The organism is Mesorhizobium sp. WSM4847, from assembly GCF_055811335.1.
Window position 1 is genome coordinate 1 of the sequence record NZ_JBVVPY010000014.1, and the last position, 25,929, is coordinate 25,929.

Annotated in this window: 23 protein-coding genes and 1 pseudogene; 8 read left to right on the forward strand and 16 right to left on the reverse strand. The window is 64.7% G+C overall.

The features are described 5' to 3' along the window. Nucleotides 1–324: 324 nt before the first annotated feature. The 8 genes and pseudogenes from AC0L28_RS20465 to AC0L28_RS20500 all read left to right on the forward strand — a co-directional run bounded on the left by AC0L28_RS20465 (nucleotide 325) and on the right by AC0L28_RS20500 (nucleotide 6,391). Nucleotides 325–2,172 carry an aminopeptidase P family protein gene (locus tag AC0L28_RS20465; protein ID WP_473479886.1) on the forward strand — a complete coding sequence of 616 codons (1,848 nt, stop codon included), beginning with the start codon at nucleotides 325–327 and terminating at the stop codon, nucleotides 2,170–2,172. Nucleotides 2,173–2,481: 309 nt separating this feature from the next. Further along, nucleotides 2,482–2,583 (forward strand): annotated as a pseudogene (locus AC0L28_RS20470) (sigma factor); the annotation flags it as partial. Nucleotides 2,584–2,636: 53 nt separating this feature from the next. Beyond that, a complete protein-coding gene (locus AC0L28_RS20475; protein WP_353843274.1) occupies nucleotides 2,637–2,906 on the forward strand; it encodes a sigma-70 family RNA polymerase sigma factor in 270 nt (89 codons plus the stop codon). Then, the gene (locus AC0L28_RS20480; RefSeq protein ID WP_287173493.1) at nucleotides 2,903–3,211 is read left to right on the forward strand and encodes a hypothetical protein; all 309 of its coding nucleotides are present in this window, start codon (nucleotides 2,903–2,905) and stop codon (nucleotides 3,209–3,211) included. Before AC0L28_RS20475 ends, AC0L28_RS20480 begins: the two co-directional genes overlap by 4 nt. A gap of 91 nt (nucleotides 3,212–3,302) precedes the next feature. Next, nucleotides 3,303–3,584 carry a periplasmic heavy metal sensor gene (locus AC0L28_RS20485; RefSeq protein WP_287173496.1) on the forward strand — a complete coding sequence of 94 codons (282 nt, stop codon included), beginning with the start codon at nucleotides 3,303–3,305 and terminating at the stop codon, nucleotides 3,582–3,584. Continuing rightward, nucleotides 3,532–3,771 (forward strand): periplasmic heavy metal sensor, encoded by a 240-nt coding sequence (locus tag AC0L28_RS20490; protein ID WP_287173571.1) that lies wholly within the window; start codon nucleotides 3,532–3,534, stop codon nucleotides 3,769–3,771. Before AC0L28_RS20485 ends, AC0L28_RS20490 begins: the two co-directional genes overlap by 53 nt. Before the next feature lie 72 nt (nucleotides 3,772–3,843). After that, entirely contained in the window at nucleotides 3,844–5,214 is a 1,371-nt protein-coding gene (locus AC0L28_RS20495) for a DUF1800 domain-containing protein (protein WP_473479889.1), read from the forward strand. Between the two features lie 37 nt (nucleotides 5,215–5,251). Further along, the gene (locus AC0L28_RS20500) at nucleotides 5,252–6,391 is read left to right on the forward strand and encodes a DUF1501 domain-containing protein (RefSeq protein ID WP_473479891.1); all 1,140 of its coding nucleotides are present in this window, start codon (nucleotides 5,252–5,254) and stop codon (nucleotides 6,389–6,391) included. A gap of 24 nt (nucleotides 6,392–6,415) precedes the next feature. Here the strand turns inward: AC0L28_RS20500 and AC0L28_RS20505 are convergent, their stop codons facing one another. The 16 genes from AC0L28_RS20505 to murD all read right to left on the reverse strand — a co-directional run bounded on the left by AC0L28_RS20505 (nucleotide 6,416) and on the right by murD (nucleotide 25,927). Then, nucleotides 6,416–6,712, reverse strand: a complete 297-nt coding sequence (locus tag AC0L28_RS20505; protein ID WP_023798752.1) for an AzlD family protein — start codon at nucleotides 6,710–6,712, stop codon at nucleotides 6,416–6,418. After that, nucleotides 6,709–7,437: an AzlC family ABC transporter permease gene (locus tag AC0L28_RS20510; protein ID WP_473479894.1), complete on the reverse strand. Its 729-nt coding sequence runs from the start codon at nucleotides 7,435–7,437 to the stop codon at nucleotides 6,709–6,711. Before AC0L28_RS20510 ends, AC0L28_RS20505 begins: the two co-directional genes overlap by 4 nt. 230 nt (nucleotides 7,438–7,667) lie before the next feature. Continuing rightward, nucleotides 7,668–8,360 (reverse strand): DUF2461 domain-containing protein, encoded by a 693-nt coding sequence (locus tag AC0L28_RS20515; protein WP_473480034.1) that lies wholly within the window; start codon nucleotides 8,358–8,360, stop codon nucleotides 7,668–7,670. Next, on the reverse strand, nucleotides 8,360–10,510 hold the full coding sequence (gene ligA / locus AC0L28_RS20520; protein ID WP_128174182.1) for an NAD-dependent DNA ligase LigA: 2,151 nt from the start codon (nucleotides 10,508–10,510) through the stop codon (nucleotides 8,360–8,362). Before ligA ends, AC0L28_RS20515 begins: the two co-directional genes overlap by 1 nt. 189 nt (nucleotides 10,511–10,699) lie before the next feature. Further along, nucleotides 10,700–12,370 (reverse strand): DNA repair protein RecN, encoded by a 1,671-nt coding sequence (gene recN / locus AC0L28_RS20525; protein WP_473479896.1) that lies wholly within the window; start codon nucleotides 12,368–12,370, stop codon nucleotides 10,700–10,702. Nucleotides 12,371–12,383: 13 nt separating this feature from the next. Then, on the reverse strand, nucleotides 12,384–13,253 hold the full coding sequence (locus tag AC0L28_RS20530; RefSeq protein ID WP_128174186.1) for an outer membrane protein assembly factor BamD: 870 nt from the start codon (nucleotides 13,251–13,253) through the stop codon (nucleotides 12,384–12,386). Between the two features lie 215 nt (nucleotides 13,254–13,468). Further along, the gene (lpxC, locus tag AC0L28_RS20535; protein ID WP_473479898.1) at nucleotides 13,469–14,416 is read right to left on the reverse strand and encodes a UDP-3-O-acyl-N-acetylglucosamine deacetylase; all 948 of its coding nucleotides are present in this window, start codon (nucleotides 14,414–14,416) and stop codon (nucleotides 13,469–13,471) included. Between the two features lie 273 nt (nucleotides 14,417–14,689). Continuing rightward, complete coding sequence (gene ftsZ / locus AC0L28_RS20540; protein WP_023798745.1) at nucleotides 14,690–16,348, reverse strand: cell division protein FtsZ; 1,659 nt, start codon at nucleotides 16,346–16,348, stop codon at nucleotides 14,690–14,692. A gap of 67 nt (nucleotides 16,349–16,415) precedes the next feature. Continuing rightward, nucleotides 16,416–17,723 (reverse strand): cell division protein FtsA, encoded by a 1,308-nt coding sequence (gene ftsA / locus AC0L28_RS20545; protein ID WP_473479900.1) that lies wholly within the window; start codon nucleotides 17,721–17,723, stop codon nucleotides 16,416–16,418. After that, nucleotides 17,720–18,661, reverse strand: coding sequence for a cell division protein FtsQ/DivIB (locus AC0L28_RS20550; protein ID WP_023798743.1), 942 nt, complete (start codon nucleotides 18,659–18,661; stop codon nucleotides 17,720–17,722). The genes ftsA and AC0L28_RS20550 overlap by 4 nt, the downstream gene beginning before the upstream one ends. Continuing rightward, nucleotides 18,649–19,575, reverse strand: coding sequence for a D-alanine--D-alanine ligase (locus AC0L28_RS20555; RefSeq protein WP_473479902.1), 927 nt, complete (start codon nucleotides 19,573–19,575; stop codon nucleotides 18,649–18,651). Before AC0L28_RS20555 ends, AC0L28_RS20550 begins: the two co-directional genes overlap by 13 nt. A 303-nt stretch (nucleotides 19,576–19,878) precedes the next feature. Beyond that, on the reverse strand, nucleotides 19,879–20,844 hold the full coding sequence (gene murB / locus AC0L28_RS20560) for a UDP-N-acetylmuramate dehydrogenase (RefSeq protein WP_473479904.1): 966 nt from the start codon (nucleotides 20,842–20,844) through the stop codon (nucleotides 19,879–19,881). Then, complete coding sequence (gene murC / locus AC0L28_RS20565) at nucleotides 20,841–22,247, reverse strand: UDP-N-acetylmuramate--L-alanine ligase (protein WP_473479906.1); 1,407 nt, start codon at nucleotides 22,245–22,247, stop codon at nucleotides 20,841–20,843. Before murC ends, murB begins: the two co-directional genes overlap by 4 nt. After that, nucleotides 22,244–23,371, reverse strand: a complete 1,128-nt coding sequence (murG, locus tag AC0L28_RS20570) for an undecaprenyldiphospho-muramoylpentapeptide beta-N-acetylglucosaminyltransferase (RefSeq protein WP_473479908.1) — start codon at nucleotides 23,369–23,371, stop codon at nucleotides 22,244–22,246. The genes murC and murG overlap by 4 nt, the downstream gene beginning before the upstream one ends. A gap of 1 nt (nucleotide 23,372) precedes the next feature. After that, the gene (gene ftsW / locus AC0L28_RS20575) at nucleotides 23,373–24,524 is read right to left on the reverse strand and encodes a putative lipid II flippase FtsW (RefSeq protein ID WP_023798738.1); all 1,152 of its coding nucleotides are present in this window, start codon (nucleotides 24,522–24,524) and stop codon (nucleotides 23,373–23,375) included. Continuing rightward, nucleotides 24,524–25,927: a UDP-N-acetylmuramoyl-L-alanine--D-glutamate ligase gene (murD, locus tag AC0L28_RS20580; RefSeq protein WP_473479910.1), complete on the reverse strand. Its 1,404-nt coding sequence runs from the start codon at nucleotides 25,925–25,927 to the stop codon at nucleotides 24,524–24,526. Before murD ends, ftsW begins: the two co-directional genes overlap by 1 nt. Between the last annotated feature and the right edge of the window lie 2 nt (nucleotides 25,928–25,929).

Consider the following 25,929-nt stretch of genomic DNA (forward strand, 5'->3'; position numbering starts at 1 on the left):
CCCCCCCCCACGACAGGGGGAAAACTGTAACCCATGTATCCGGTTCAAAGTGTTACCCATCTTTCAACTGGACACCGGCAGGCAGATGAGGGGCAGCGCAGACCTGAAGCGATTGCCCTGCTGGACCGAATTCGGCCGGCGCCTGGCGTAGCAAAAGTCGATTCCGATTTTCGGGGTCATGCGCTACGGTCGCGCCAAAGCATCGGGCCCAAAAGTGGAAACCGGTTTGGGAAAACCCGATGCTCAAACAAAAGGCTAGATGTGAGCGGCGGCACGGTTCGACTTGAAAGTCCGCCGCTCACATCCAGCATCCGAGGAGAGGCCATGATGTTCCAGACCTTTGATTCCGCAGGCGACCCCGCCGTCGGCAAGCCACGTGTGGCGTTGCTGCGTCAATGGCTGGCGGCCAACGGGCTGGACGGCTTCATCGTGCCGCGTGCCGACGAGCATCAGGGCGAATATGTCGCCGACCGCTCGGCGCGGCTGAAATGGCTGACCGGCTTCAGCGGCTCGGCCGGCGTCGCCATGGTGCTCGGCGACCGTGCCATCATGTTCGTCGACGGCCGCTACACGCTGCAGGTGCGCCACGAGGTCGATCTCGACATCTTTTCGATCGAAAGCCTGGTCGACAATCCGCCCGCCACCTGGATCAAGGACAATCTCGGCAAGGGCGTGCGGCTTGGCTTCGACCCGTGGCTGCAGACGATCGGCGACGTGAAAGCGCTGAAAGCGTCGGCCGAAAAATCGGGAGCGACATTGGTGCCGCTCGAGAGGAATCCGATCGACGCCATTTGGGAGAACCAGCCCGAACCGCCGCTGGCGCCGGTCGAGCTTCATCCTATCGGCTTTGCAGGCGAATTGGCCAAGGACAAGCTGGCGCGGCTGGCCGAGTCGATCGGCAAGGATGGCGCTACCCATGCCGTGCTGACCGACCCGTCCTCCATCGCCTGGGCCTTCGACATCCGCGGCGGCGATGTGCCGCACACGCCGCTGGCGCTCGGCTTCGCCGTGCTCGCCGCCGATCGATCGCACCTGCTTTTCATGGACCAGCGTAAGTTTTCACGCACCGTCGCGGCCTATCTGACGCAGCTCGCCGAATTGCACGAACCCGGTGAATTCGAAGCTGTTATCGCAGCCCTGGCCAAGGGCGGCGCGAAGATCGCGCTGGATCCGGTGCTGGCGGCGGAGAAGCTCAGGATGCTGGTCGAGGACAATGGCGGCACCGTCATCACTGCGCCAGACCCTGCCCGCATTCCGCGCGCGACGAAAAACCAGGCCGAGATCAACGGCGCCCGCGCCGCGCACCGCCGCGATGGCGCCGCGGTCGCCAAGCTGCTTTGCTGGCTCGACCGCCAGGAACCGGGCAAGCTCGACGAGATCGCGGTGGTCACCAAGCTCGAGGAGTGCCGCCGCAGCACCGGCGAGGAAACACAGATGCCGCTGCGCGACGTGTCCTTCGACACCATCGCCGGCGCCGGCCCGAACGGCGCCATCATGCACTACCGCGTTTCCCGCGCCACCAGCCGAAAGCTTCAGTCTGGCGAACTGTTCCTGCTCGATTCGGGCGGGCAGTATCAGGACGGCACCACCGACATCACCCGCACCGTACCGATCGGCACACCGACCGAGGAAATGCGCGAACGCTTCACGCTGGTGCTGAAGGGCATGATCGGCATTTCCATGCTGCGCTTTCCCCCGGGCACGCGCGGCTCCGAGATCGACGCCGTGGCGCGCCTTGCCCTGTGGAAACACGGTTGCGATTTCGCCCATGGCACGGGCCATGGCGTCGGCTCCTATCTGGCCGTGCACGAGGGCCCGCAGCGCATCGCCAGGACCGGCACCGAAAAGCTGCTGGCAGGCATGATCGTCTCCAACGAGCCGGGCTACTACAAGGAGGGTTCTTACGGCATTCGCATCGAGAATCTCATACTGGTGACGCCGGCCGAGCCGATAGAGGGCGGCGACATCGCCGTGCATGACTTCGAGACGCTGACGCTGGCGCCGATCGACACCAGGCTGGTGCGATCCGACCTGTTGACGCGCGACGAGCTGCATTGGCTCGACACATACCACGCCCGCGTGCTGGCCGAGATCGGACCGATGCTCGACGGCGAGACGCTGGCCTGGCTGGAGAAGGCAACCGCACCGCTGCCGCACGACCAGAAGATTTGATTTCTCGGAAAGACTGGTGGCTCAGCTAGGGACCCAGGATGCCGGTCCGCGGCAATGGCCTGCGGCCTTATCGCTGCCTTCTAACCTCCAAGGGTCGCCGACGGATTTCGCAGCGAAACTCGTTGAAGACACATGGCGGGTGCAGGGTGACGGTCGTGTCGGCACAAGGTCTGGCGTGGTGGAACGAGAAGGCAGAGCGTGGGCGAAACCGACGAGCGGCTGCTGGCGCTGATCGCTCAGAACAATGCGGCCGCGGTGGAAGCCATGGTCGAGCGCAAGCTGCCGCGGCTGATCCGTCTCGCCACGCGAATGCTGGGCGACCGCGGCGAGGCCGAGGATGTCGCGCAGGAGACGTTCTTGCGCATCTGGCGGGCGGCTCCGGGCTGGCGCGCCGGCGAGGCGAAGTTCGACACCTGGCTGCATCGCGTCGCACTCAATCTCTGCGCAGGCGGCGGGAGACGCCGGTGGCGGAACTTCCCGATCGCCCCGACGAACGCCCGGGCGTGGAAGCGGATATGCTCGCGGCCGACGATCAGCACCAGGTGCGGCGCGCGCTGGCCGAGCTGCCGGAGCGCCAGCGCGAGGCGATCGTGCTGCAGTATTATCAGGAGCTTTCGAACGGCGATGCGGCAGAGGTCATGGGCATCAGCATCGAGGCATTGGAAAGCCTGTTGTCGCGGGCGCGGCGGCAGCTGCGCTCCAGGCTCGGACGAGACAGGGACGAAATGACATGACTCCAGAGAGGTTTTCCGAGCTCGTTGCCGCCTATGGCGGGTCGCCGCAGCGCTGGCCTGAAAACGAGCGCACGGCAGCGCTGGACTTCATCGCCGCCAATCCGGCTCAAGCCGAAGCCGCGCTTGCACCGGCGGTGGAGCTCGACGATCTGCTGTCGCGCATCGCGTCGCAGCTCCGGACGACGCGCTCGCGCGAAGGATCATCGCCACGGCGCCGGCGGCGCTGTGGCGCCGCACCCAGCTCGTCTGGCGGTGTGCCGGATTGGCCGGCATCGGACTGGCGGGCGCGGTGGCCGGGGCGCTGACAGTCGCCGTGCTGCTGCCACCCAACAGCACCCCTGACGATGGCGACACCTATGCGCTGACCGCATTCGGCGACATGCAGGGGGACGTGCAATGAGCGAACGCAGCATCAGGATCCTGCTTGCCGTCTCGTTGGCACTGAACGTCTTCGTGCTCGGCGCCGCCGCCGGCGCTGGCTATATATGGCAGGCGCAGCAGGGGCAGCGCGACAGAGCGGGCGACCAGCGCGGCCTGCGCTTCGCCGCGGCCGGCCTGTCGCCCGACCAGCGCAAGGCGTTCCGCCAGGCGCTTCGCAGAGGCGCGGCGCCAGTCGGCTGCCGACATCGAAGCGGCTCGGGTCGGCCGCGAGGCGGTGGCGCGCCTGATCGAGGCTGAGCCGATCGACGCAGCGGCGGTCAATGAGACGCTCGCCTCGGTCCGGCAAGCCGATATGGCGCTGCGCGGCCGGCTCGAACAGGCAATCGTGACCTTCGCGACGGGACTGACGCCAGCCGACAGGGCGCGACTTGTCGACGGCCTGCGCGGCCGCAGCAACATGCTGCGCCGAGCGGGCGAAAAATAGAGCTGGAAACAGCGACGGATTCCAGTCACTGCCGCGTTGAAGCCTCCAAAAGCAATGCTGACGGAGGCACCATTGGCAAGTCCGAGCGATGTCGCGGTTGCGCTCAACCGCTTCGGCCTGGGCGCCCGGCCCGACGACGAGGCGCCGGCCGACCCGAAATCCTGGCTGATAGCGCAGTTCGAAAGTTACGACGCAAACCCGGCGGTCTTTTCCGGCGCGCAGGACTCGGCCACACTCGGCGCCGGCTATGCCGAAGCGATGCTCGAGGCCAAAGACGCCGACGCGGCCGCAAAGATGGCCGCCCGCAAGGCGGCACGCCAGGAGGCTCAAGCGCTTTATCGCGACGAGGTCGACCTGCGAGCACGCGCGGCGCTCGAAACATCGACGCCCTTCATCGAGCGGCTCGTGCATTTCTGGTCGAACCATTTCGCCATCTCGGCGGAGAAACCGCAGGTGACCCTGATCGCCGGCGCCTTCGAGCGCGAGGCGATCCGCCCACATGTGCTCGGTCGCTTCGAGGATATGCTGCTCGCCGCCGAGCGCCACCCGGCGATGCTGTTCTATATCGACCAGGTGCGCTCGATCGGTCCCAACTCAAAATTTGCTAACCGCGCCGCGAAACGCAACGCCAAGCGCAAACCCGGCATCAACGAGAACCTGGCCCGCGAAATCATGGAACTGCACACGCTCGGTGCACGCTCCGGCTACAGCCAGGCCGACGTGACCGAATTCGCACTGGCGCTGACCGGTTTCAGCACCGGACGCGCTAAAGGGCGAGGCCAGGCCGGCGCTTTCACCTTTCGACCCGGGCTGCACGAACCGGGCCAACGCACGATCATCGGCCAGACCTACGACCAGCGCGGCGACAAACAGGCGCTCGCCGTGCTCGGCGACCTCGCGGCGGCCGAGGCAACCGCAACGCACATCGCAACCAAGCTGGCGCGCCACTTCATCGCCGACGAGCCGCCGGCCGCGGTCGTGACGCGGCTCGCCGAAGCCTTTCGCCGGTCAAAGGGCGATCTCGTCGCGGTCTACCGCGCGCTCCTCGACAGTCCAGAAGCCTGGCAACCAGCAGCGGCGAAGTTCAAGACGCCGTGGGAATGGACGATCTCGGCGCTGCGCGGCCTGGGCCGCAGCGAACTCGGCAAGCCGCGTCTGGCGCAACTGCTCAACCAACTCGGCCAACCGGTATGGCGGCCGCGTTCGCCGGCCGGCTATGACGATGTTGCCGGGAGCTGGGCAGCACCCGACGCACTGGTCCGCCGGGTCGAGGTGGCGCAGCGCCTCGCCGCGCAAGTTGGCGATATCGATCCGCGAGATCTCGCGCGAAAACTCTTTGCCGGCTCACTCAGCGACCTGACGATGGCCGGGATCGAGCGCGCCGAGAGCCGGCGCACCGGCATCGCGCTGCTGCTCGTGTCGCCCGAATTCCAACGAAGATGACTTTCAGCGAAGATGATTTCCAGAGGAGATGACCAAGATGGAACGCCGTCAATTCCTTACTCTCGCCGGCGCCGGCCTCGGCTCGATGCTGATCGCGCCGCGCATCGTCTTCGCCAATGTGGAAACCGATCGCCGCTTCGTTTTCATCATCCAGCGCGGCGCCGCGGACGGGCTGGACACCATCGTTCCCTATGCCGACCCCGCCTACCGCGCACTGCGCGGCCCATTGGCCATCGACGATCCGATAAAGCTTGACGGCACGTTTGGCCTGCATCCTTCGCTCACCGGTCTCCGCAAGCTGCATCAGGACAAGCAGGCGCTGTTCGTCCACGCGGTCGCTTCGCCCTATCGCGAGCGCTCGCATTTCGACGGTCAAAATGTGCTCGAAAGCGGCGGCAGCTCGCCCTACGAGCGCAAGGACGGTTGGCTGAACCGGCTGGTCGGCATGCTGCCGAAGTCTCGCGGCGAAGCAATCGCTTTTGCACCGACCATCCCGCTGGCGCTGCGAGGCGAGGCAGACGTCACCTCCTATGCGCCGTCCGCCCTGCCGGAGGCGCCGGACGACCTGATGACACGCGTCGGCAAGCTCTATGACGCCGACGAACAGCTGCATGCGCTGTGGAGCAGCGCGATGGAGACACGGGCGTTGGGCGCGGTGAACGCGCAGCGCAAGGACGCAGCGAGCGTCGGCCGCACCGCCGCGGGCTTCCTCGCCAAGGCCGGCGGACCGCGCGTTGCCATGATCGAAACCAGCGGCTGGGACACCCATAGCGGCCAGCAAGCCAGGCTGGCCAACCAGCTCAGAGCGCTCGACGCGCTCATCGATGGGTTGCACGTTGGCCTCAGCGATATCTGGAAGGATACGACCGTGCTGGTCGCCACCGAGTTCGGCCGCACTGTCGCCGTCAACGGCACTGGCGGCACCGACCACGGTACGGCATCGGCTGCGATGATCGCTGGCGGAGCGGTGAATGGCGGGCGGGTGCTGGCCGACTGGCCGGGACTGTCTACCGGTGCACTCTACCAAGGACGCGACCTCGCCCCGACGCTCGACCTCGACGCGCTGATTGCGGTGAAATCAGCCGAAACGTTTGGTCTCGATCCGCAAGAGACGATGCGCAGGCTCTTTGCAGGAGGTCGATTCGATCCCGCGATCTCCAACATCGTGCGCAAATAGGACTGGCGTACTCAGCCGGTCCGGTTATCCGACGAACTGCCGGGCCAGCACCAGCACGACGGCGCCGGCCAAAAACATCGCCATAAGCCCGCTGCGCAGCGAGACCAGCCCGGCGACGATCAATGCAGCCCATTCCGCCGGCCCGCCGCCAAGTGCTGCCGGCGCCACCAGCGTCGTCAGCACTGCGGCAGGCACAGCGTTCAGCCCGGCCTCGACGCGCGGATGGATGTTTTCGAAGCGCGAGATCACCAGATGGCCGCCGATGCGGGTCAGATAGGTCGCGATCGCGCCGGCGATGATGATCCACAAGGTCGTGCTCATGGCCGCGCCTCCACGCCGCTGTGGCGCGGCGGCAGGATGACCGCGAGCAGCACGCCGGCCACGGCGCCAATCGAGACGTGCCAGGGCGAGCCCACCGTCTTGTAGGCGATGATGGAGGCAGCAGCACTGGCGACGACCACCGGCAGCCACAGTGGCCGTTTGCGAAAGCCCATGACCAGTCCGAGGAAATAGATCGGCAGCAGAAAATCGATGCCCAGCGCATGGGTATCGGGAATAAGCCTGCCGAATACCGCGCCAAGCGCGCTTTCGGTCACCCAGAACACATAGACCGGCAGGCCAAGCCCCATATACCAGGCGAAGCCGACCGTCTCGCCAGCCTCCGCCTTGCGCTCGGCCACGGCGAACTGCGGATCGGTGAGCAGGAAATAGCCGACCGCCTGCTGCACCGGCGGCCAGTGCGCGATGCGCCGGCCGATGCCCGCGGAGTAAAGCACATGGCGGAAATTCACGGCGAAGATCGACAGCACGATCAGCCATGGCGCGACATGCTGCCCGAACAATTGGATGCCGACCATCTGGCTGGCGCCGCCGAAAACCATGGCGCTCATCAGCAAGGCTTCAAGCACCGAAAATCCGTTGTCTACGGCGAGCGCCCCGAACAGCAGTCCAAACGGCGCCGCCGCCACCACGACGGGCATGCTGAGCCGCACGCCTTGCCAGAAATCGCTTTTTGCGCGGTTTTCGGAGATTGCTTCCGCCGACATCAGCCACTCCTCGGAGCACCGCTCGTCCTTTTGGACGATCAAAGGACGCTCTAACACTTTGAATCCACGCGTCGGGCCATCCGAAAATCGATCCCGATTTTCGGGCCGATGCGGGGGGAAAGCTGGTATGTAGGGAGCGCTGTCAGCCTTGTCACACCAATTCGCTTGAGCCAACAATCAGCGGAAGTGATCCTCGTCGCAGGTTCAGGCGTGCGCGTTTCGGCCAGTGCTCAGTCCACCGGGACCTTGGCTTCGATCGCCCTGCCCCAGTCGAGCAGCGGCTTGGCCCGCAAGGCGAAATCGACCAGCTCGTCGACCAGCGCCGGCCCGTGGATTCCCGCAGGGTCGACTTCGTGCCGGACGGCGAAATGCCGGTTGCGGATGGCCACCGCGAGATCGGCCGCCGTGACATGCTCGAAGCCGCGTGGCGCGCGCTTCATGCAGCCTTCCGCATCGAGTTCGAGGCGGTTTTGCTTCAGCGCCTCGATCAGCGCCCGGAATTCACCCGGCCGCGCCGCGATGGCCTGGCGCATCGCCAGCAGCAGCGCCGGCCCCGGCTGCCACCAGGCAACGCCGGCAAAGCAGCGCTCAAGCCCGATATGGATGAAGAACACGCCCTGTTCCATCTTGGTGCCATCAGGCGAGAGGATTGCCGACAGATGCCGGTTGTAGGGCCGCTTGTCCTTGGCGAAGCGCACGTCGCGAGTGATCCGGAACAGCGACTTCTTGCGATTGCCGCGCAAACCCAGCCCTGCCGCTGCGAAGCGCTCGGAGAGCGTTTCGACCAGATCGCCGAAGGGGTCGCGCAGCTCGCTTTCGAAGAGGTCGCGGTTTTCCAGAAACCACTCCCGGCTCTGATGAAAATCGAGCGCCTTGAGGAAGGGAATGGCCTTTTGGCCGAAACCGGTGAACGCGCCTTCCATCACGCCTTGCCGATCCGCGCCAACCACGCATCCTCGTCGATCACTTCGATGCCGAATTCGGTGGCGAGCTTGAGCTTGGAGCCGGCACCTGGCCCGGCAACGACGAGATCGGTCTTCTTCGACACCGAGCCGGCGACCTTGGCGCCGAGCTTTTCGGCCATCGCCTTGGCCTCGTCGCGCGACATCTTTTCCAGCGCGCCGGTGAAGACCACCGTCTTGCCGGAGACCGGCGACGACACGCCACCGACCGGCTCCTCGTCGAGCACTGTTACTTCCGCCAGCAATGCATCGAGCGCCTGCCGGTTATGGTCTTCAGCGAAGAAATCGACCACCGCCTCGGCAACGATCGAGCCGATGCCGTTGATGCCGTTCAACTCCTGCCAGGCAGCGTTGCCAGGGTCACCCTTGCCGGCCGGCATGACGGCGCTTTGCCCGGTTTCGCGGAAAGCGGCAAAGGAAAGGAAATGGCGGGCCAGCCGCTTGGCATTGGTCTCGCCGATGTGGCGGATGCCGAGCGCATAGAGGAAGCGCGAGAACTCGACCTGCCGCCGATCGTCGATTGCCGCGAACAGCTTGCGTACCGAGGTCGCGCCGAAACCGTCAACGTTCTCGAGCTTGGTCAGCGATGCTGCCTGCCGCTTCTTCAGCGTAAAAATGTCGGCCGGCGAATAGATGCGTAGTGACGGATCCTCGGCGTGGAAGAAGAACTCGATCTGCTTCTCACCGAGCCCCTCGATATCGAAAGCACCCCGAGAGACGAAATGGCGCAGACGCTCCACCGCCTGCGCGGGGCAGATCAATCCGCCGGTGCAGCGCCTGACTGCTTCCCCCTCCTCGCGCACGGCGTGGCTGCCGCAGGCCGGGCAAAGCACTGGGAAAGCATATGGCACACTGTCAGGCGGCCGCTTTTCCATGACCACGTCGATGACCTGCGGAATGACATCGCCAGCACGCTGGATGCTCACCGTGTCGCCGATGCGAATGTCGCGGCCTTCGCGGATCGGCTGGCCGTTGTTGCCGATGCCCTTGATGTAGTCCTCATTGTGCAGCGTCGCGTTGGTCACCACGACGCCGCCGACCGTCACCGGCACCAGCCGCGCCACCGGCGTCAGCGCGCCGGTGCGGCCGACCTGGATGTCGATGCCGGTCAGGATCGTCGTCGCCTTCTCGGCCGGGAATTTGTGAGCGATCGCCCAGCGCGGCGAACGCGAGACGAAGCCCAGCCGCTGCTGCAGCTCGAGGCTGTTCACCTTGTAGACGACACCGTCGATGTCGTAGCCAAGCGTCGCCCGGTTGGATTCGATCAGCCGGTATTGCTCGAGCAGTCCCTCGACGCTGTCGAACAGCTTCATCAGCGGATTGACCCTGAAGCCAAAGCGCTCGAACGCCGCCACCATGCCCATCTGCGTGTCGGCGGGCATGGCGCTCACCTCACCCCAGGTATAGGCGAAAAACCGCAGCGGCCGGCTGGCTGTGATCGAGGTGTCGAGTTGGCGCAAGGAGCCTGCCGCCGAGTTGCGCGGATTGGCAAAAACCTGCTTTCCGGCCTCGGCATTGCGGCGATTGAGCTCGGCAAAGTCGGTGAGGCGCATATAGACCTCGCCCCGCACTTCCAGCACATCGGGAAAATCGCCTGAGAGCACGTTGGGAATCTCGGCGATGGTGCGGGCGTTGGCCGTCACATCCTCGCCGACCTGGCCGTTGCCACGCGTTGCCGCCGTCACCAGCCGTCCGGCCTCGTAGCGCAGCGACAGCGACAGGCCGTCGATCTTCGGCTCGGCAGTCATCGCCAGCGGCGCGTCGGCGCCGAGCCTGAGGAAACGGCGGATGCGGCCGACGAAATCGATCACGTCCGCATCGGCGAAAGCGTTGTCGAGCGACAGCATCGGAATGGCATGGACGATCTTGCGGAATTTCTCCGACACCGCCGCGCCGACTTTGCGTGAAGGCGAATCCTCGCGCACAAGGGCAGGAAACCGCTGCTCGATGGCAAGGTTGCGCCGCCGCAGCGCATCGTAGGCCGCGTCCGAAATCGTCGGCGCGTCCTCGGCGTGGTAACGCTGGTCGTGGGCGGCGATTTCCTCGGCCAACCGCTTCAGCTCGCTGGCTGCTTCACTTTCGCTGAGTGAATCGACTGGTTTTTCGAGCATGCACGGCTCCTCGACGCTGACCCGGAACGATTTCCTGGGCCATGCGCGAAATCAAATTGCTACAGCGTCCTTGCGCGTTCGAAGGACGCGCGGCGCGCCACAATAGATCAGGATTTTGAGAAAATCATTGCTGAACAGCAGGATGGAGCCACATCCTGACTCGATCCACAACGCCGAGCATGAGCTCTGCTATGCCGCGGTGTTTTCGCGAAGCAGCCGCTCGGCGGCCGCACGCGCCTCGTCGGTGATGGTCGCTCCGGCGAGCATCCGCGCGATCTCTTCCTGGCGCGCCGCCCGGTCCATCTCGGCGATGCCGGTGGCGACGCGATCGGCGCTGCCGGATTTGGAGATCAGGAAATGCGTCGCCGCGCGTGCCGCCACCTGCGGCGCGTGCGTAACCGAAAGCACCTGCACGCGTTTTGACAGCCGCGCCAGCCTTTGGCCGATGGCGTCCGCCACCGCGCCGCCAACGCCGGTGTCGATTTCATCGAAGACCAAGGTCGGCGCCGAGCCGCGGTCGGCCAGCGCCACCTTCAGCGCCAGCAGGAACCGCGAAAGTTCGCCTCCGGAGGCGACTTTCATCATCGGGCCCGGTCTTGTGCCGGGATTGGTGCGCACCCAGAACTCGACCTGATCGATGCCGTCTTCCATGCGGCTCTCGGCCTCGCTTGCCATCTCGACGATGAAGGCTGCCCGTTCGAGCTTCAGCGCCGGCAGTTCGGCCATCACCGCCCTGGTCAACCCGACCGCCGCCGCATGGCGAAGCGACGAAAGCTGGGCAGCGGAAATGTCATAGGTCTCGCACGCGGCGGCGGCCTGCTTCTGCAGCCCGTGCAGGCGCTCCTCGCCGGCGTCGAGATCGGCGAGATCGGCGGCCATCGTATCGCGCAATTGCGCCAGATCGTCGACCGCCACACTGTGCTTGCGTGAGGCGGCGCGCAGCGAAAACAGCCGCTCCTCGGCCTGTTCCAGCCGCCGCGGATCGTACTCGGTGGCGCGAAGTGCCGCTTCCACGCCCGATTGCGCTACGTCGAGCGACAGCATCGCCTCATCGAGCGATTTGACCACGTCGTCGAGCAGGCCGGGCGCCTCGGTCACCTTGCGCTGCAGCCGTCGCAACAGGCTGGCGAGTTGCGGCAGGGGCGAAGACGGGCCCGAGAGCACATCTTGCGCATCGTGGATTTCCGAGGCGATCTTTTCCGCCCGCATCATCGAGGCGCGCAACTCGGCGAGGTCGGCTTCCTCGCCTGGCTGGGGATCGAGCTTCGTCAATTCGGCGACCGCGGCGCGCAGATAGTCGGCCTCGCGGGCCGCCGCTTCCACCTTGGCACGATGCCGCGAAAGTTCCAGTTCGCAGGCCCGCCAGTACCGCCATGCCTCGCCGGTCGCCCGCACAGCGCCGAGATGACCGCCAAAACTGTCGAGCAATTCGCGATGGGCACCGGGATCGACCAAGGCACGCTCGTCATGCTGGCCGTGGATCTCGACCAGCGCGTGACCGACATCGCGCATCAGTGTCACGCTGGAAGGCTGGTCGTTGACGAAGACGCGGGTACGGCCATCCGCCGTCTGCACGCGGCGCAGGATGATGTCGCCATCGCCCTCGATAGCGTTGTCGGCAAGCAGCATGCGGGCAGGATGGTTGCGCGGCACGTCGAACACGGCGATGACTTGGCCCTGTGCTGCGCCATGCCGCACCAGCGAGGCGTCACCGCGGGCGCCAAGCGCCAGCGACAGCGCATCGAGCAGGATGGATTTTCCAGCACCGGTTTCGCCGGTCAGCACCGAAAGACCGGACGAGAAGTCGATGTCCAGCTTCTCGATCAGAACGATATCGCGGATCGACAGTCTGGAAAGCATGGTGACGCGCCGCTCAGGCGCCGGTGATCAGCTTCCCGGCCTTGGCGATCCACGAGCCCGCATTCTCGCGCGGCTCGAGCCCACCAGTCTGCAGGAGCTTGTAGGAATCCTTGTACCACACGCTGTCGGGATAGTTGGTGCCGAGCACAGCAGCGGCAGTCTGCGCTTCCGATGTCAGCCCCATCGCGTAGTAGGTTTCGGTAAGACGCGCGAGCGCTTCCTCGACATGGCGCGTGTTGGAATAGGTCTCCACCACGACGCGGAACCGCTTGACGGCGGCGATGTATTCACGGCGCTCGAGATAATAGCGGCCGATCTGCATCTCCTTGCCGGCGAGCTGGTCGTTGGCGAAGCGGATCTTTTCCTTGGCGTCGTCGACATATTCGGAATCGGGCCAGCGCGTCACCAGATCCTGCATCGTCTGCACGGTCTGACGCGCTTCCTTCTGATCCTGGGTGACATCCCTGATTTGCCGGTAATAGCTCAGCCCGATGATATACTGGGCATAGGCAGCGTCGTCGGTCGACGGATAGAGCGTGAGATAGCGCTTGGCCGAACCGATCGCCTCGGTATAGTTGCCTTGGCGATAGTCGGCAAAGGCGCCCATCACCATCGATTTGCGGGCGTATTCGGAATAGGGATGCTGGCGGTCGACCGCACCGAATTTGCGGCTCGCCTCCTGCAGGCGCCCGGCATTCAGATTGGCGAGGCCCTGATTGTAGAGAACGTCTGCCGGCTCGGTCTGCTCGACATAGGTCGACAGGTCGACATCCTTTTCGGACGACATGCAGGCCGACAGGAACAGCGATGGAACAACCACCGAAAGCGCCAGGAAAACAGCCCGATGCGGCGCTTTCGATTGACCAATTCGCTTAAAGAACATGATTGGATTCCGCCCTTTCGGCGTCATTTCAGTCGACATCTCGCCCTGGGGCAGCAGGCATAACCATAATCGCCGTGCCCGGCAACGCTATCTCCGGCCATTCGCACATTTTTGTGGCAGCCTGGCGCAACCCGCACACTTGCGTGATTTCGCCGGCCGATGGTGCATTCATGCAACACAGGCCGGCGGCCATAAAACCCGAAAAACGTAAAGAATCAGATCATCCAGGGCGCGTAGACAGGTGCATAGACGGCGCTCTTTTCGACGGTGCGACCGCGCTCGCGGCGTGTCGTCTCGACGATCTCGAACGCCGAACGGTCCGACAAAAGGCGGCGCAGGGCTGCCGCATTCAGCCTGTGGCCGCCGCGATAGGAACGGAAGCAGCCAATGAACCGGGCGCCGGCCAGCGCCAGATCGCCCATGGCATCCATCGTCTTGTGGCGCACGAATTCGTTGGGATAGCGCAAGCCTCCGATGTTGATCACGCGGTTGTCGTCACCGATCACCAGGGAGTTTTCCAGCGAGGAGCCGAGCGCATAGCCGGCTGCCCAGAGCCGCTCGACGTCCTTCATGAAACCAAAGGTGCGCGCCCGCGCGATATCGCGGCGAAAAATGTCGGCGTTCATGTCGGATGCAAACAGCTGACGGCCGATCGCCGGGCTTTCGAAATCGATCTCGATTTCGAAGCGCGTGCCGTCATAGGGCCTGAACTCCGCCCAGGAGGCACCGTTCTCGATGCGAACCGGCTTGACCACCCTGATGTAGCGGCGCTTGACCGGCAGCGTATCGATGCCCGCCTGGTCGATAGCCTCCACGAACGCCATGGCGCTGCCGTCAAGGATCGGAACCTCACGGCCGTCGATCTCGATGACGACATTGTCGATGCCGAGCCCGAAAACCGTGGCCATCAGATGTTCGACTGTGGCGATGTGCTCGCCTGCCGGATCGCCGAGCATGGTGCACAGATCGGTGGCGCCGACCTCGGAAACAAGTGCGCGGAACTCCCGGACTTCGCTTCCATTCGAAAGCTGGAACACGACACCCGCATCAGCGTCTGCCGGCAGGAAATGAACGGTAACGGAATTGCCGCTGTGAACGCCGGTGCCGGTCAGCGTCGCACGCGATCTAAGTGTCGTCTGATAGTCGTGCAAAACAAACCCCATAGCCCATACTGCCTACGTCCGCTTCATAAGCCCAAGGGCGCGGCTCTTTGATCGGCAGGCAGGGCCACTTCCCCGAATCCCAGCAAACCGAAATTGATCGCGGCGAAGATAGTGGTCCGGCAGGAAGTCTCCAAATCACGGTTTCTTACTTTCTGTAACCGCGATCCGAACCGGATACGGTCTCATAACTCCTTGTTTTACAGGCACTTTTAGCGTTAACAGGCAAACAATTTCTTGTCTGCCTGTTTATAACTGTTACGGTCCGTTAACAGGTTAGTTGGCCTGGCGGCGCAGGAATGCCGGAATCTCCAGCTGATCGTCTTCCTGGACAGCCCTGCTCTGCGGCGTCAGCCGGCCCTGGTCGTCCAACTGGCCGCGGCGTGGCGCGTAAAGCTGCGGATCCTGGCTGGCAAGGCGGCGCACTTCGGGTGCCGCCTGGCGCAGTTTCGGCTCGCGCGGCTGCGCCGGCTGCAGCCGTGCAGGCTCTTCTTCGCGACGGGTAAGGCCGTTGGTCAGGCGCTTGAGCAGTCCCATCGGTCCGCTGTTCTCGTGGTCGGCCGGACGGCTTTTGGCTTCCACCTCGGCTTTCACCACCGGCGGAAAGTCCTCGACGCGCGGCATGCGCTGGGGCGCTGCCGGCTGAAGCACTTCACGCTGCGGCGCGGGCTGCATCGTTTGCTGAACCATTGGCTGCAGCATCGGCTGCGGCTGGGCCGGCGGCGCCTGGAAGATCTTGCTCTGCGGGCGGAAATCTTCCGCCTGGGAGGCCGGCGCGGGACGCGCCATCGCCGCCGCATTCGCCTCGGCGAGCTGGATTGCCTCGGCGACCGGATCGGCGGCGCGCGGCTCGTAGCCTCCCTGCTGGACAGGCGCCGGACGGCTTTCCGTGACCGGAGCGGCCGGACGGCTGACCGGCTTTGGCGGAGCCGTGCGGATGGCGATCGGCGCGGCAGCGATTTCTGCCGCCGATTTGTCGATGCCGGTAGCAACCACCGAGACGCGGATGACGCCTTCGAGATCCTCGTCGAAGGTCGCACCCAGGATGATGTTGGCTTCCTGGTCGACCTCCTCGCGAATTCGGGTCGCCGCCTCGTCGACTTCGAACAGGGTCAGGTCGCGGCCGCCGGTGATCGAGATCAACAACCCCTTGGCGCCCTTCATCGAGGTCTCGTCGAGCAGCGGATTGGCGATCGCGGCTTCGGCGGCGGCCATGGCGCGCCCCTCGCCGGAAGCTTCGCCCGTCCCCATCATCGCCTTGCCCATCTCGCGCATGACCGAGCGGACGTCGGCGAAGTCGAGGTTGATCAGCCCTTCCTTGACCATCAGGTCGGTGATGCAGGCGACGCCGGAATAGAGCACCTGGTCGGCCATGGCGAAAGCGTCGGCAAAGGTCGTCTTGTCATTGGCCAGCCGGAACAAGTTCTGGTTGGGGATGACGATGAGGGTATCGACGCATTTCTGCAATTCCTCGATGCCCAGATCCGCCGTCTTCATGCGGCGCTGGCCTTCGAAATGGAACGGCTTGGTGACGACGCCGACGGTGAGAATCCCCTTCTCGCGCGCCGCACGTGCAACGACCGGCGCGGCCCCCGTGCCGGTGCCGCCGCCCATGCCGGCAGTGACGAAGCACATATGGGTGTTGGAGAGATGATCGACGATCTCGTCGATGCATTCCTCCGCCGCGGCGCGTCCGACTTCCGGCTGCGACCCCGCACCCAGGCCCTCGGTGACATGCGCGCCGAGCTGGATCAGGCGATCCGCCTTGGACATGGTCAGCGCCTGCGCATCGGTATTGGCCACCACGAACTCGACGCCGCGCAAGCCGGCGGTGATCATGTTGTTGACGGCATTGCCGCCGCCGCCGCCGACACCGAACACGGTGATACGCGGCTTCAGCTCGGTGATGTCCGGCTTTTGCAGATTGATGGTCATTGTCTCCGTCCTTTGCCTTTCCCGCCGCTTCGCCGCTGCGGCCGCCTATGGGGCTGTCCCCGTCAATTTAAAAACTGTCTCTCAACCACTGACTCATTCGATGCAGTTTTCCGCCTGTTCCGGTCATCCTGAGACCAGAAATTCCTTTCGCCGGATGGCTCTCGAAATTCGCCATCTGCGGGTAGATCAGAAGCCCGACTGGCGTCGAGAAAGCCGGCCCCTTGGCCGCCTCCGGCAGGCCCGCTACACCGAGCGGACGGCCGATGCGCACATTGCGTCCGAGAATGCGGCGCGCTGCCTCGGGCAGGCCGGAAAGCTGGCTGGCGCCGCCGGTCAGCACGACGCGCTTGCCGGCCGCGTTGCCGTAGCCGGACCTGTTCAGCCGGTCGCGCAACAGTTCGAGCGTTTCGTCGATGCGCGCCCGGATGATGCGCGTCATCACCGAACGCGGGATCTGAAGCGGCACCTCGCCGTCCTCGCCGATCGGCTGTATCGAGACCAGGTCGCGGTCGTCGGCACTGCCGGGCAGCGCCGAGCCATGCATCACTTTCAGCCTCTCGGCGGCATCGAGCGAGGTTGACAGGCCCTTGGCCATGTCCAGCGTAACGTGGTTGCCGCCGATGGCGATGGCGTCGCCATGAACGAACTTGCCTTCCGAAAACATCGAGATCGTCGTGGTGCCGCCGCCCATGTCGATGCAGGCTGCGCCCATCTCGAGTTCGTCGTCGACCAGTGCGGCAAGACCGCTGGCATAGGGCGTCGCCACCATGCGCTCGACCGACAGGTGCGAACGGTTGATGCAAAGCTCCAGATTGCGCAACGGTGCCGCGTCACCCGTCAGCACGTGCATGTCGACGCCGAGCTGGTCGCCGACCATGCCGCGCGGATCACGCACGCCGCGCTCGGCGTCCAGCGAAAAGCCGACGGGAAGCGAATGGATCACTTCTCGCTCGGCCCGCAGCGCCTGCTTGGCGCCGGCGGCAAGCACGCGCTTGATGTCGGCCTCGTCCGCCTCATGGCCGCCAAGGTTGATGGTTGCCGAGAAGCTTTCGCTCTTCAGCCGGCCGGCCGTCATGTTGACGATCAGCGAATCGACGGTCAGCCCGGCCATGCGCTCGGCGGCATCGACGGCAAGGCGGATGGCGTGCTCGGCCCTGTCGAGATCGATGACGACACCCGATTTCACGCCTTGCGATTTCTGGTGGCCGATGCCGATAACCTGTATGCGATGCGAGCGCCCGCGCAGCAGCATGCCGTCCTCGCGCGGCTTGAGCTTGGCCACCACGCAGCAGACCTTGCTCGAGCCGACATCCAGCACCGTCATGATGCCGGACCGGCGCGACGAGGTATCGCTGTTGCCGCCAAGCCAGCTCATATCTTCGTCTCCGGCTTGCGCTTCGGCATTTTCGGCTTTTCATTGAGCGCGGCCTGACGCTGCGTCGCCGCCTCCGGCGTCAACTGGACGACGAGGCGATCGGAAAGGCGCATGTCGACGGCGGCGATATCGCGCGTCAAAAGCCCGTTCTCTCGGTCCATCCTGAGCAGATCGGCGATCGCCTGGTCCTCGCCATCCTCGGGGAGCTTGACCGTGATGCCGTTTTCCAGCTTCAGATCCCAACGTCGTTCGCCGATGCGGATGTAGCCTTTGATCCGTGCGGCAAGCTCTGGGTATTTCTTGATCCTGGCCAGGAAATCCGGCGCCTTGGCCGGGGCGCCGGTGCCGACGATCAGCGGCAGCAGCGACTGCTTGCCGCCGGAGAATGGCGCGATCACGGCGCCGGAGCGCTCGATGACCGAAAGCTCGCTGCCCTGCTGCCAGAGCGCGAAGGGCTCACGCTCCTCGATGCGCACCTCCAGCGTGTGCGGATAGACCTTGCGCACCGCCGCAACCTCGACCCAGGGCAGCGTGGCGATGCGTTCCCGCGCGGCTTCGGCATCGAAGCCGATCAGCGACGTCCAGCCATCGAGCTGCATCCTGTCGAGAATATCGATCTCGGAGGTTGCGCGGTTGCCGACGACCTTGATCTGGTCGACGGCAAAGCCCGTGCGCGCGGTGATGCCCTGGACGATAGCGTCGACATGCCCGCCGAGATAGGCGCCATAGGCACTGCCCGATACGAGCAGCGCCGCCGACAGCACGGCTGCGGAAAACGGCGGCACCTCGAAGTCGTCCTCGCCCAGACGCGCCAGCATGCGCGCCGGCCGGCGAAGCAGGCGCGGCAGCACGAAATGGTCGAACGACAACGCCACGCCGAACAGCGTCGGCCCGGCCGCGCCCTTCCCCTTGCCCTGTCCCCACCTCAACGCAGACACGAAGCGTCCTCCACCATCCAACTCAACAAATCGCCGAACGAGTGTCCCGCCTGCGCGGCGATCTCAGGCACCAAGGATGTCGGCGTCATGCCGGGCTGAGTGTTGACCTCGAGCCAGACAATTTCGCCGTTCTCGGAGTGTCGATCATCATAACGGAAGTCCGACCGGGAAACGCCCCGGCAGCCGATGGCTTGGTGAGCCCTGAGCGTCAGTGTCTGTATTTTTTGGTAAATATTCTGTGAAATTTTTGCAGGGCATTCGTGTTTTGATCCGCCCGCGACGTATTTTGAATCATAGTCGTAGAAGGAATGGCCGGTCGGGATGATCTCGCAGACGCCGAGCGCCACATCGCTCATCACCGCGCAGGTCAACTCCCGCCCGTGCACATAGCGCTCCGCCATGACGGTATCGCCATACTTCCAGTCGGACGAACCGATGACCTGCGGCGGATGCGACTGCCCTTCGTGCACGATGACGACACCGAAGCTCGACCCCTCATTGACCGGCTTGACGACGTAAGGCGGCTTCATCGGGTGCTTGTTCTGGATGGCGAAGCGATTGACCACCTTCGATTCGGCGACCGGAATGCCGACAGACTTGGCGATCTTCTTGGCTTGCTCCTTGTTCATGGCAAGCGCCGAGGCGAGCACGCCGGAATGGGTGTAGGGGATGGCAAGATATTCGAGGATGCCCTGGATGGTGCCGTCCTCGCCGAAAGGACCATGCAGCGCATTGAAGGCAACATCAGGCTTGAGCTCGGCCAGCACCGATCCAACATCGCGCGAGACGTCGACGCGAGTGACCTGGTAGCCTTCCGTCTCGAGCGCATCGGCACAGGCTTTCCCCGAAGACAAGGACACGGGCCGCTCGGACGAGAATCCACCCAGAAGGACGGCCACGTGCTTGCTTTTCATTTCCCGTCATTCCCTATCACGGCGGGCCCTTTCACTGCGGGTCTGCATCTCACACGCCCCGGAAAGGGCCATACACTCAAACGCTCGGAGCACTCCCTGCTCTGACGATTTCTGCAACATCGAGTCCCCAAGCCTCCCGGCAGGCAGCCCCTGACGGAAAAACGCTGGTGACGCGTCGAAACGACTCAAATCAGGAAACGCTTCAGGGCAGAGAATCAGAGAGTTGAATCGCTGGCAAGTCCTTACGATTCCGCGAGATTCACTTTCCGCAAAAACGGCCGCGAAAACTGTGTTGTTGAGTCCTTACAGCAACTGTCCGAGGAATTCCTGGACCTCGTGCCCTGGCCGGAATTTGCCGATGCGCTTGATTTCCCAATGCAGCCGGATGCCCGACCGTTCGAGCACGCGCGCGCGCACTGTCTCGCCAAGATATTCAAGGTCGTAGCCGGTGGCGGTTCCCGTGTTGATCATGAAGTTGCAATGCATCGGCGACATCTGCGCACCGCCGATCATCAGCCCCCGACAGCCCGCTCTGTCAATCTCCTTCCAGGCCGAGGTGCCCTCCGGATTCTTGAAGGTCGAGCCGCCGGTCTTTTCGCGGATCGGCTGCACGGTCTCGCGATGATGCTGGACGGCGTCCATTGCCGCCTTGATCGCGGCCTTGTCTGCCAAAACGCCTTCGAACACCGCTGATGTGAAGATCAGCCCGGCAGGTGCTGCCGAATGGCGATAGGTGTAGCCCATATCGGCGTTGCTCAGCGTATGCACATTGCCCTTGCGGTCGAGCGCCCGCACCTCGACAACACGCTCGCGCGTCTCGACGCCATTGGCGCCGGCATTCATCCTCAGCGCACCGCCGATGGCGCCCGGAATGCCGTGGTAGAACTCAAAGCCGCCTATGCCAGCCTGATAGGCGACAGCGGCAAGGCGTTTGTCGGGCGTCGCCGCACCCGCCTTGATTGTGGTTGGCGCAGTCACTTCGGCTTCGCCAAAGCCCTTGGCCGAAAGCCGGATGACGAAGCCCGCAATACCGCCGTCACGGACAAGCAGGTTCGAGCCGATACCGACGGTGGTCAGCGGTATCTCTTCGGGCACTGCCCCCAGGAACGCAGCGAGATCGTCTTCGTCGGCCGGCTGGAACAGCGCGTCGGCCAGCCCGCCGGCGCGGAACCAGGTGATCTTGTCCATCTCGGCATTGGGCGTGATGCGGCCGCGCAGGCCGGCAAGCCGGCCGCCAAGCTTGTCGATCAATGCCTGGCCACGCATCATGAGGCAGTACCGCCGAGGTCCCTGGGCAGCGCGTAGGCCCATTGCGTGATGTTGCCGGCACCGAGGAAGACGATGAAATCGCCTGGTTTGGCCAGGTCGCGGATAACCGGCGCAATCGCCGCGGGGCCTTCGATGTAGCGCGCGTCGCGATGGCCGCCGGAGCGGATGCGCGACACCAATGCCTCGGACGTCACCCCGTCGATCGGCTCTTCGCCTGCCGCATAGACCGGCGCCACCATCACCGTGTCGGCATCGTTGAAGCAGACGGAAAACTCGTCGAACAGGTCGTGAAGCCGGGTGAAGCGGTGTGGCTGGGCAATCGCGATGACGCGGCCCTTGGTGGCATCGCGCGCCGCCTTGAGAACCGCCGTGATCTCGACCGGATGGTGGCCGTAATCATCGAACACATCGACGCCGTTCCACGAACCGGTACGGGTGAAGCGCCGCTTGACGCCGGCGAAGGACGACAGGCCCTTCCTGATCGCCTCGGCCGAAAGGCCGAGCTCATGCGCGACGGCGATCGCCGCCGTCGCATTGGCGACGTTGTGACGGCCGGGCATCGGCAGGCGCAGGCCTGATATCGTCGACTGGCCGCCGGTCTTGCGGTCGCGGATCACCACGTCGAATTCCGAGGTCGGGCCATCCATGCGGTGATTGATGAAACGCACGTCGGCCTGTGCGTTCTCGCCATAGGTGATGACGCGCCGGTCCTCGATGCGGCTGACCAGCGCCTGCACCTCCGGATGGTCGGTGCACATGACGCCGAAGCCGTAGAACGGCACGTTTTCGACGAACTGGCGAAAGGCCTCGCGCACCTTGTCGAAGGAGCCGTAATGGTCGAGATGTTCGGGATCGATGTTGGTGACGACGGCAATCTCGGCCGGCAGCTTCAGGAACGTGCCGTCGCTCTCATCGGCCTCCACCACCATCCATTCGCCATCGCCCATGCGGGCGTTGGTGCCGTAGGCATTGATGATGCCGCCATTGATCACGGTCGGATCGAGCCCGCCGGCCTCGAGCAGCGTCGCCACCATCGAGGTCGTCGTCGTCTTGCCATGCGTGCCGCCGATGGCCACCGCCTGCCGGAAGCGCATCAGTTCCGCCAGCATCTCGGCGCGACGGACGATGGGAAGCAGTTTCTCGCGTGCCGCCTTCAGCTCCGGATTGGATTTCTTGATCGCCGTCGAGACGACGACCACTTCGGCATCGCCGATATTGTCGGCATGGTGACCGACGAAGCACTCGATGCCCTTGTCGCGCAGCCGCTGCACATTGGCGCTGTCGGCCTGGTCGGACCCTTGCACCTGGTAGCCGAGATTATGCAGCACCTCGGCGATGCCGCTCATGCCGATACCGCCGATGCCGATGAAATGCACGAGGCCGATCGTCTGCGGCATCTTCATACGTGCGTCTCCTTCCTGAATTCCGATACGCTTTTCTTCGACGCAATAGCCTCTGTCAGATCGGCGAGCAACCGTGCCGCGTCCGGTTTTCCGGCCGATTTCGCCGCCGCTGCCATCGTGGTCAGCCGCTCCGGATCGTCCATCAGCGCTCCGACGAGCGCGGCTATGCGCTCGGACGAAAGCGTCGATTGCGGATGCACTTCGGCGCCGCCTGCCGCGGCCAATGCCGCGGCATTGGCCGCCTGGTCGTGGTCGAGCGCATGCGGATAGGGCACCAGCAGCGCCGGCCGGCCGATCACCGCGATTTCCGATACGGTCGATGCGCCGGACCGCGACATCACCAGATGCGCCGCAGCCATGCGCGCCGCCATGTCGGTGAAGAAGGGCGACACCTCAGCCTCGACGCCAAGGGCGGCATAGGCCGCCTTCACCCGCTCGACATCGTCGGCACGCGCCTGCTGGGTGATATCAAGCCGCCCGCGTTGTGCATCGGAAAGCTGTCGAACCGCCGCCGGCACCGCATCGGAAAAGAACTGTGCGCCCTGGCTGCCGCCGAACACCAGGAAGCGGAACCGCTGCTCCCCGGTCGACGCCGCATAGGGCGTCTTTGCCGCCTCCAGCACTTGCGGCCTGACCGGATTGCCGGTCGTCACCGTCTTGGCGCCTGCAGCGGTTGAATCTTCTGGCAAAAACCCGCCGGCGATGGCATCGACACGGCCGGCGAGCGCCCGGTTGGCGCGCCCCATCACCGCGTTCTGCTCGTGGATCAGCGTCGGCACCTTGCGCCGCGTCGCCGCATAGAGCGGCGGCAGCGTCGGATAGCCGCCGAAACCGACCACCACGGCTGGCTTGACCCGACCGATCACGGCCGATGCCTGCCGCACGCCGCCCCAGATCTTCCAGAAGGCGGCGAGCACGGCGAAAGGATTTTTCGAGCCGATGGTCGCCGACTGGATCGGATGGATACCCGCGGCCGGGAACTGGCCGGCAAAACGCTCGGCACGATCATCGGCGGCCAGATGCACCGTCCAGCCGCGCCTGATCAGCTCGTGCGCCAGCGCCTCGGCCGGGAAGAGATGCCCGCCCGTGCCGCCGGCCGCCAAAAGGATCGCGCCCCTCGACATTTCACTCCGCCGGCATGGCGCGCTGCGACGGCGCGAAGCCCAACTGCTTGCGCTTTTCCGGCCGCTTGCGCGTCAGCGCCAGCACCATGCCCATCGAGATGGCGATGGCGATCTGCGAAGAGCCGCCATAGGAGATGAACGGCAAGGTCATGCCCTTGGCCGGCATCAGCTGCAGATTGACGGCCATGTTGATGACCGACTGCAGACCGAAGACCGTGACCAGGCCGCCGACCGCATAGCGTGTGAAATCGTCCTGCTCCTTGAGCGCGGTGCCGAGGCCGCGCAGCACGATGAAGGCGAAGATGATCATGATGAAGAAGCACATGATCAGTCCGAACTCCTCGCCGGCCACCGAGTAGACGAAATCGGCATGGCTGTCGGGTATCACCCGCTTGACGGTGCCCTCGCCCGGACCGACGCCGAACCAGCCGCCATTGATCAGCGCATCGCGGCCCATGTCCACCTGGAACGTGTCGCCCTCGCCGGTCATGAAGCGATCGATGCGGCCGGCGACATGCGGGAACACGGTATAGGCGGCAAACACGCCGCCGATGCCGACAGCGCCCAGCGCGATGATCCACAGCCATGGCAGTCCGGCCATGAAGAACATCACCCCCCAGGTGCCGAGCACCAGCATGGTCTGGCCGAAATCGGGCTGCGCCACCAGCAGCGAGATGACGAGGGCCAGCAGCAGCATGGCGAACAGATTGCCTGGAATGTCGGGCTGGCGCTTGTGTTCGGCAAACAGCCAGGCGCAGATGACGACGAAGGCAGGCTTCAGGAATTCCGACGGCTGCAGCGACACCCCGGCGAGCGACACCCAGCGACGCGCGCCCTTCACCTCGACGCCGATGTAGAGCACCGCCAACATCAGCACCAGCGTGATGCACAGCATCGCCAGGGCCATGCGCCTGATCTGCCGCGATTCCAGGAAGGAGACGGCCAGCATCACGCCAAGTGCGGGAATGGTGAAGATGATCTGCCTCGTGGCGAAGTGGAAACTGTCCAGGCCGATGCGCTGGGCCACCGCCGGGCTTGCCGCGAAGGACAGCACGATGCCGAGCCCCATCAGCGACAGGAACGCAGCCAGGAACCAGCGATCGATCGTCCACCACCAAGTGGCAACCGGGCTTTTGTCGAGACGGCTTTGCATTATCGTGCCCCTCCGATGAGCTTCACGCCATCAATAGTGCTCGCAGCTTGCCTGAAGGCTTCGCCGCGCACTTCGAAATTCTTGAACTGGTCGAAACTGGCGCAGGCCGGTGAAAGCAGCACCACCACCTCGCCGTTGCAGTCGTCCCTGGCCGCGTCGCTTGCCGCATGCTCGACAGCTGCCGCCAGAGTGCCGGAGATCTCGTAGGGCACCGCCTCGCCAAGCGTCGCCGAGAAGGCTGGTGCGGCCTCGCCGATCAGATAGGCCTTGGCGATGCGCGGAAAGAGGCCGCGCAACGGCTCGATGCCACCCTCTTTCGGCAACCCGCCGGCGATCCAGTAGATGCGCGAAAAGGAGGACAATGCGGGCGCAGCCGCATCGGCATTGGTCGCCTTGGAATCGTTGATGAACAGCACATGGCCCTTGCGGCCGACCTGCTCCATACGGTGCGCCAGCCCGGGAAAGCTCTCCAGCCCCGACTGGATCTCGCCCAGATCGAGCCCGACCTTGAGGCAGGCGGCGAGAGCGGCCAGCGCATTCTGCGCATTGTGCTGGCCGCGCAGCGAGCCGATGCCTTCGAGAAAGGCGACCCGGCTGTAACGGCCGTGCACCGCCTCCATCAGATCGGTGCCCTCGGCGAAATAGCCGTCGGTCAGCGGCAGGCGCTTCGAAATGCGAATGACGTGCCGGCCTGCCCGCTCCAGCCGGTCGGCGAGCTGGGCGCACCAGGAATCGTCGACGCCGACGATGGCCGTTTCGCTGCCGGCCGTCAGCCGCTCCTTGATCGCGGCGTAGTGCTGCATCGTCCCATGACGGTCGAGATGATCGGGCGTCAGGTTGAGCAGGACGCCGGCAGTCGGATTGATCGAGGGCGCCAGGTCTATCTGGTAGGACGAGCATTCCACGACATAATGCCGCCCCGGCTCCGGCGGATCGAGCGTCATCACCGCGCGGCCGATATTGCCGCCCATCTGCGTGTCGCATCCGGCCGATTTCAGGATATGCGCCGTCAGCGCCGTGGTCGTCGATTTGCCGTTGGTGCCGGTTATGGCGACGAAGGGTGCAGCCGGCGCCAGCAAGGTCCGCTGCCGGCAGAACAGCTCGATGTCGCCAATGATCTCGACGCCTGAAGCGCGCGCCAGTTCCACTGTCCAGTGCGGCTTCGGATGCGTCAGCGGCACGCCGGGCGACAGCACGAAGGCCGAGAATTTCGCCCAGTCGGCGCCACGCAGGTCGCCGGTCGCGATACCGACGGCCGCGGCATTGGCGACACTGCCGGGATTGTCGTCCCAGGCGAGCACCTCCGCCCCGCCCTCGATCAACGCGCGCGCAGTGGCGATCCCCGAGCCGCCGAGCCCGAAGAGTGAAACGCGCTTGCCTGCGAAGGATGCGGCGGGGATCAAGC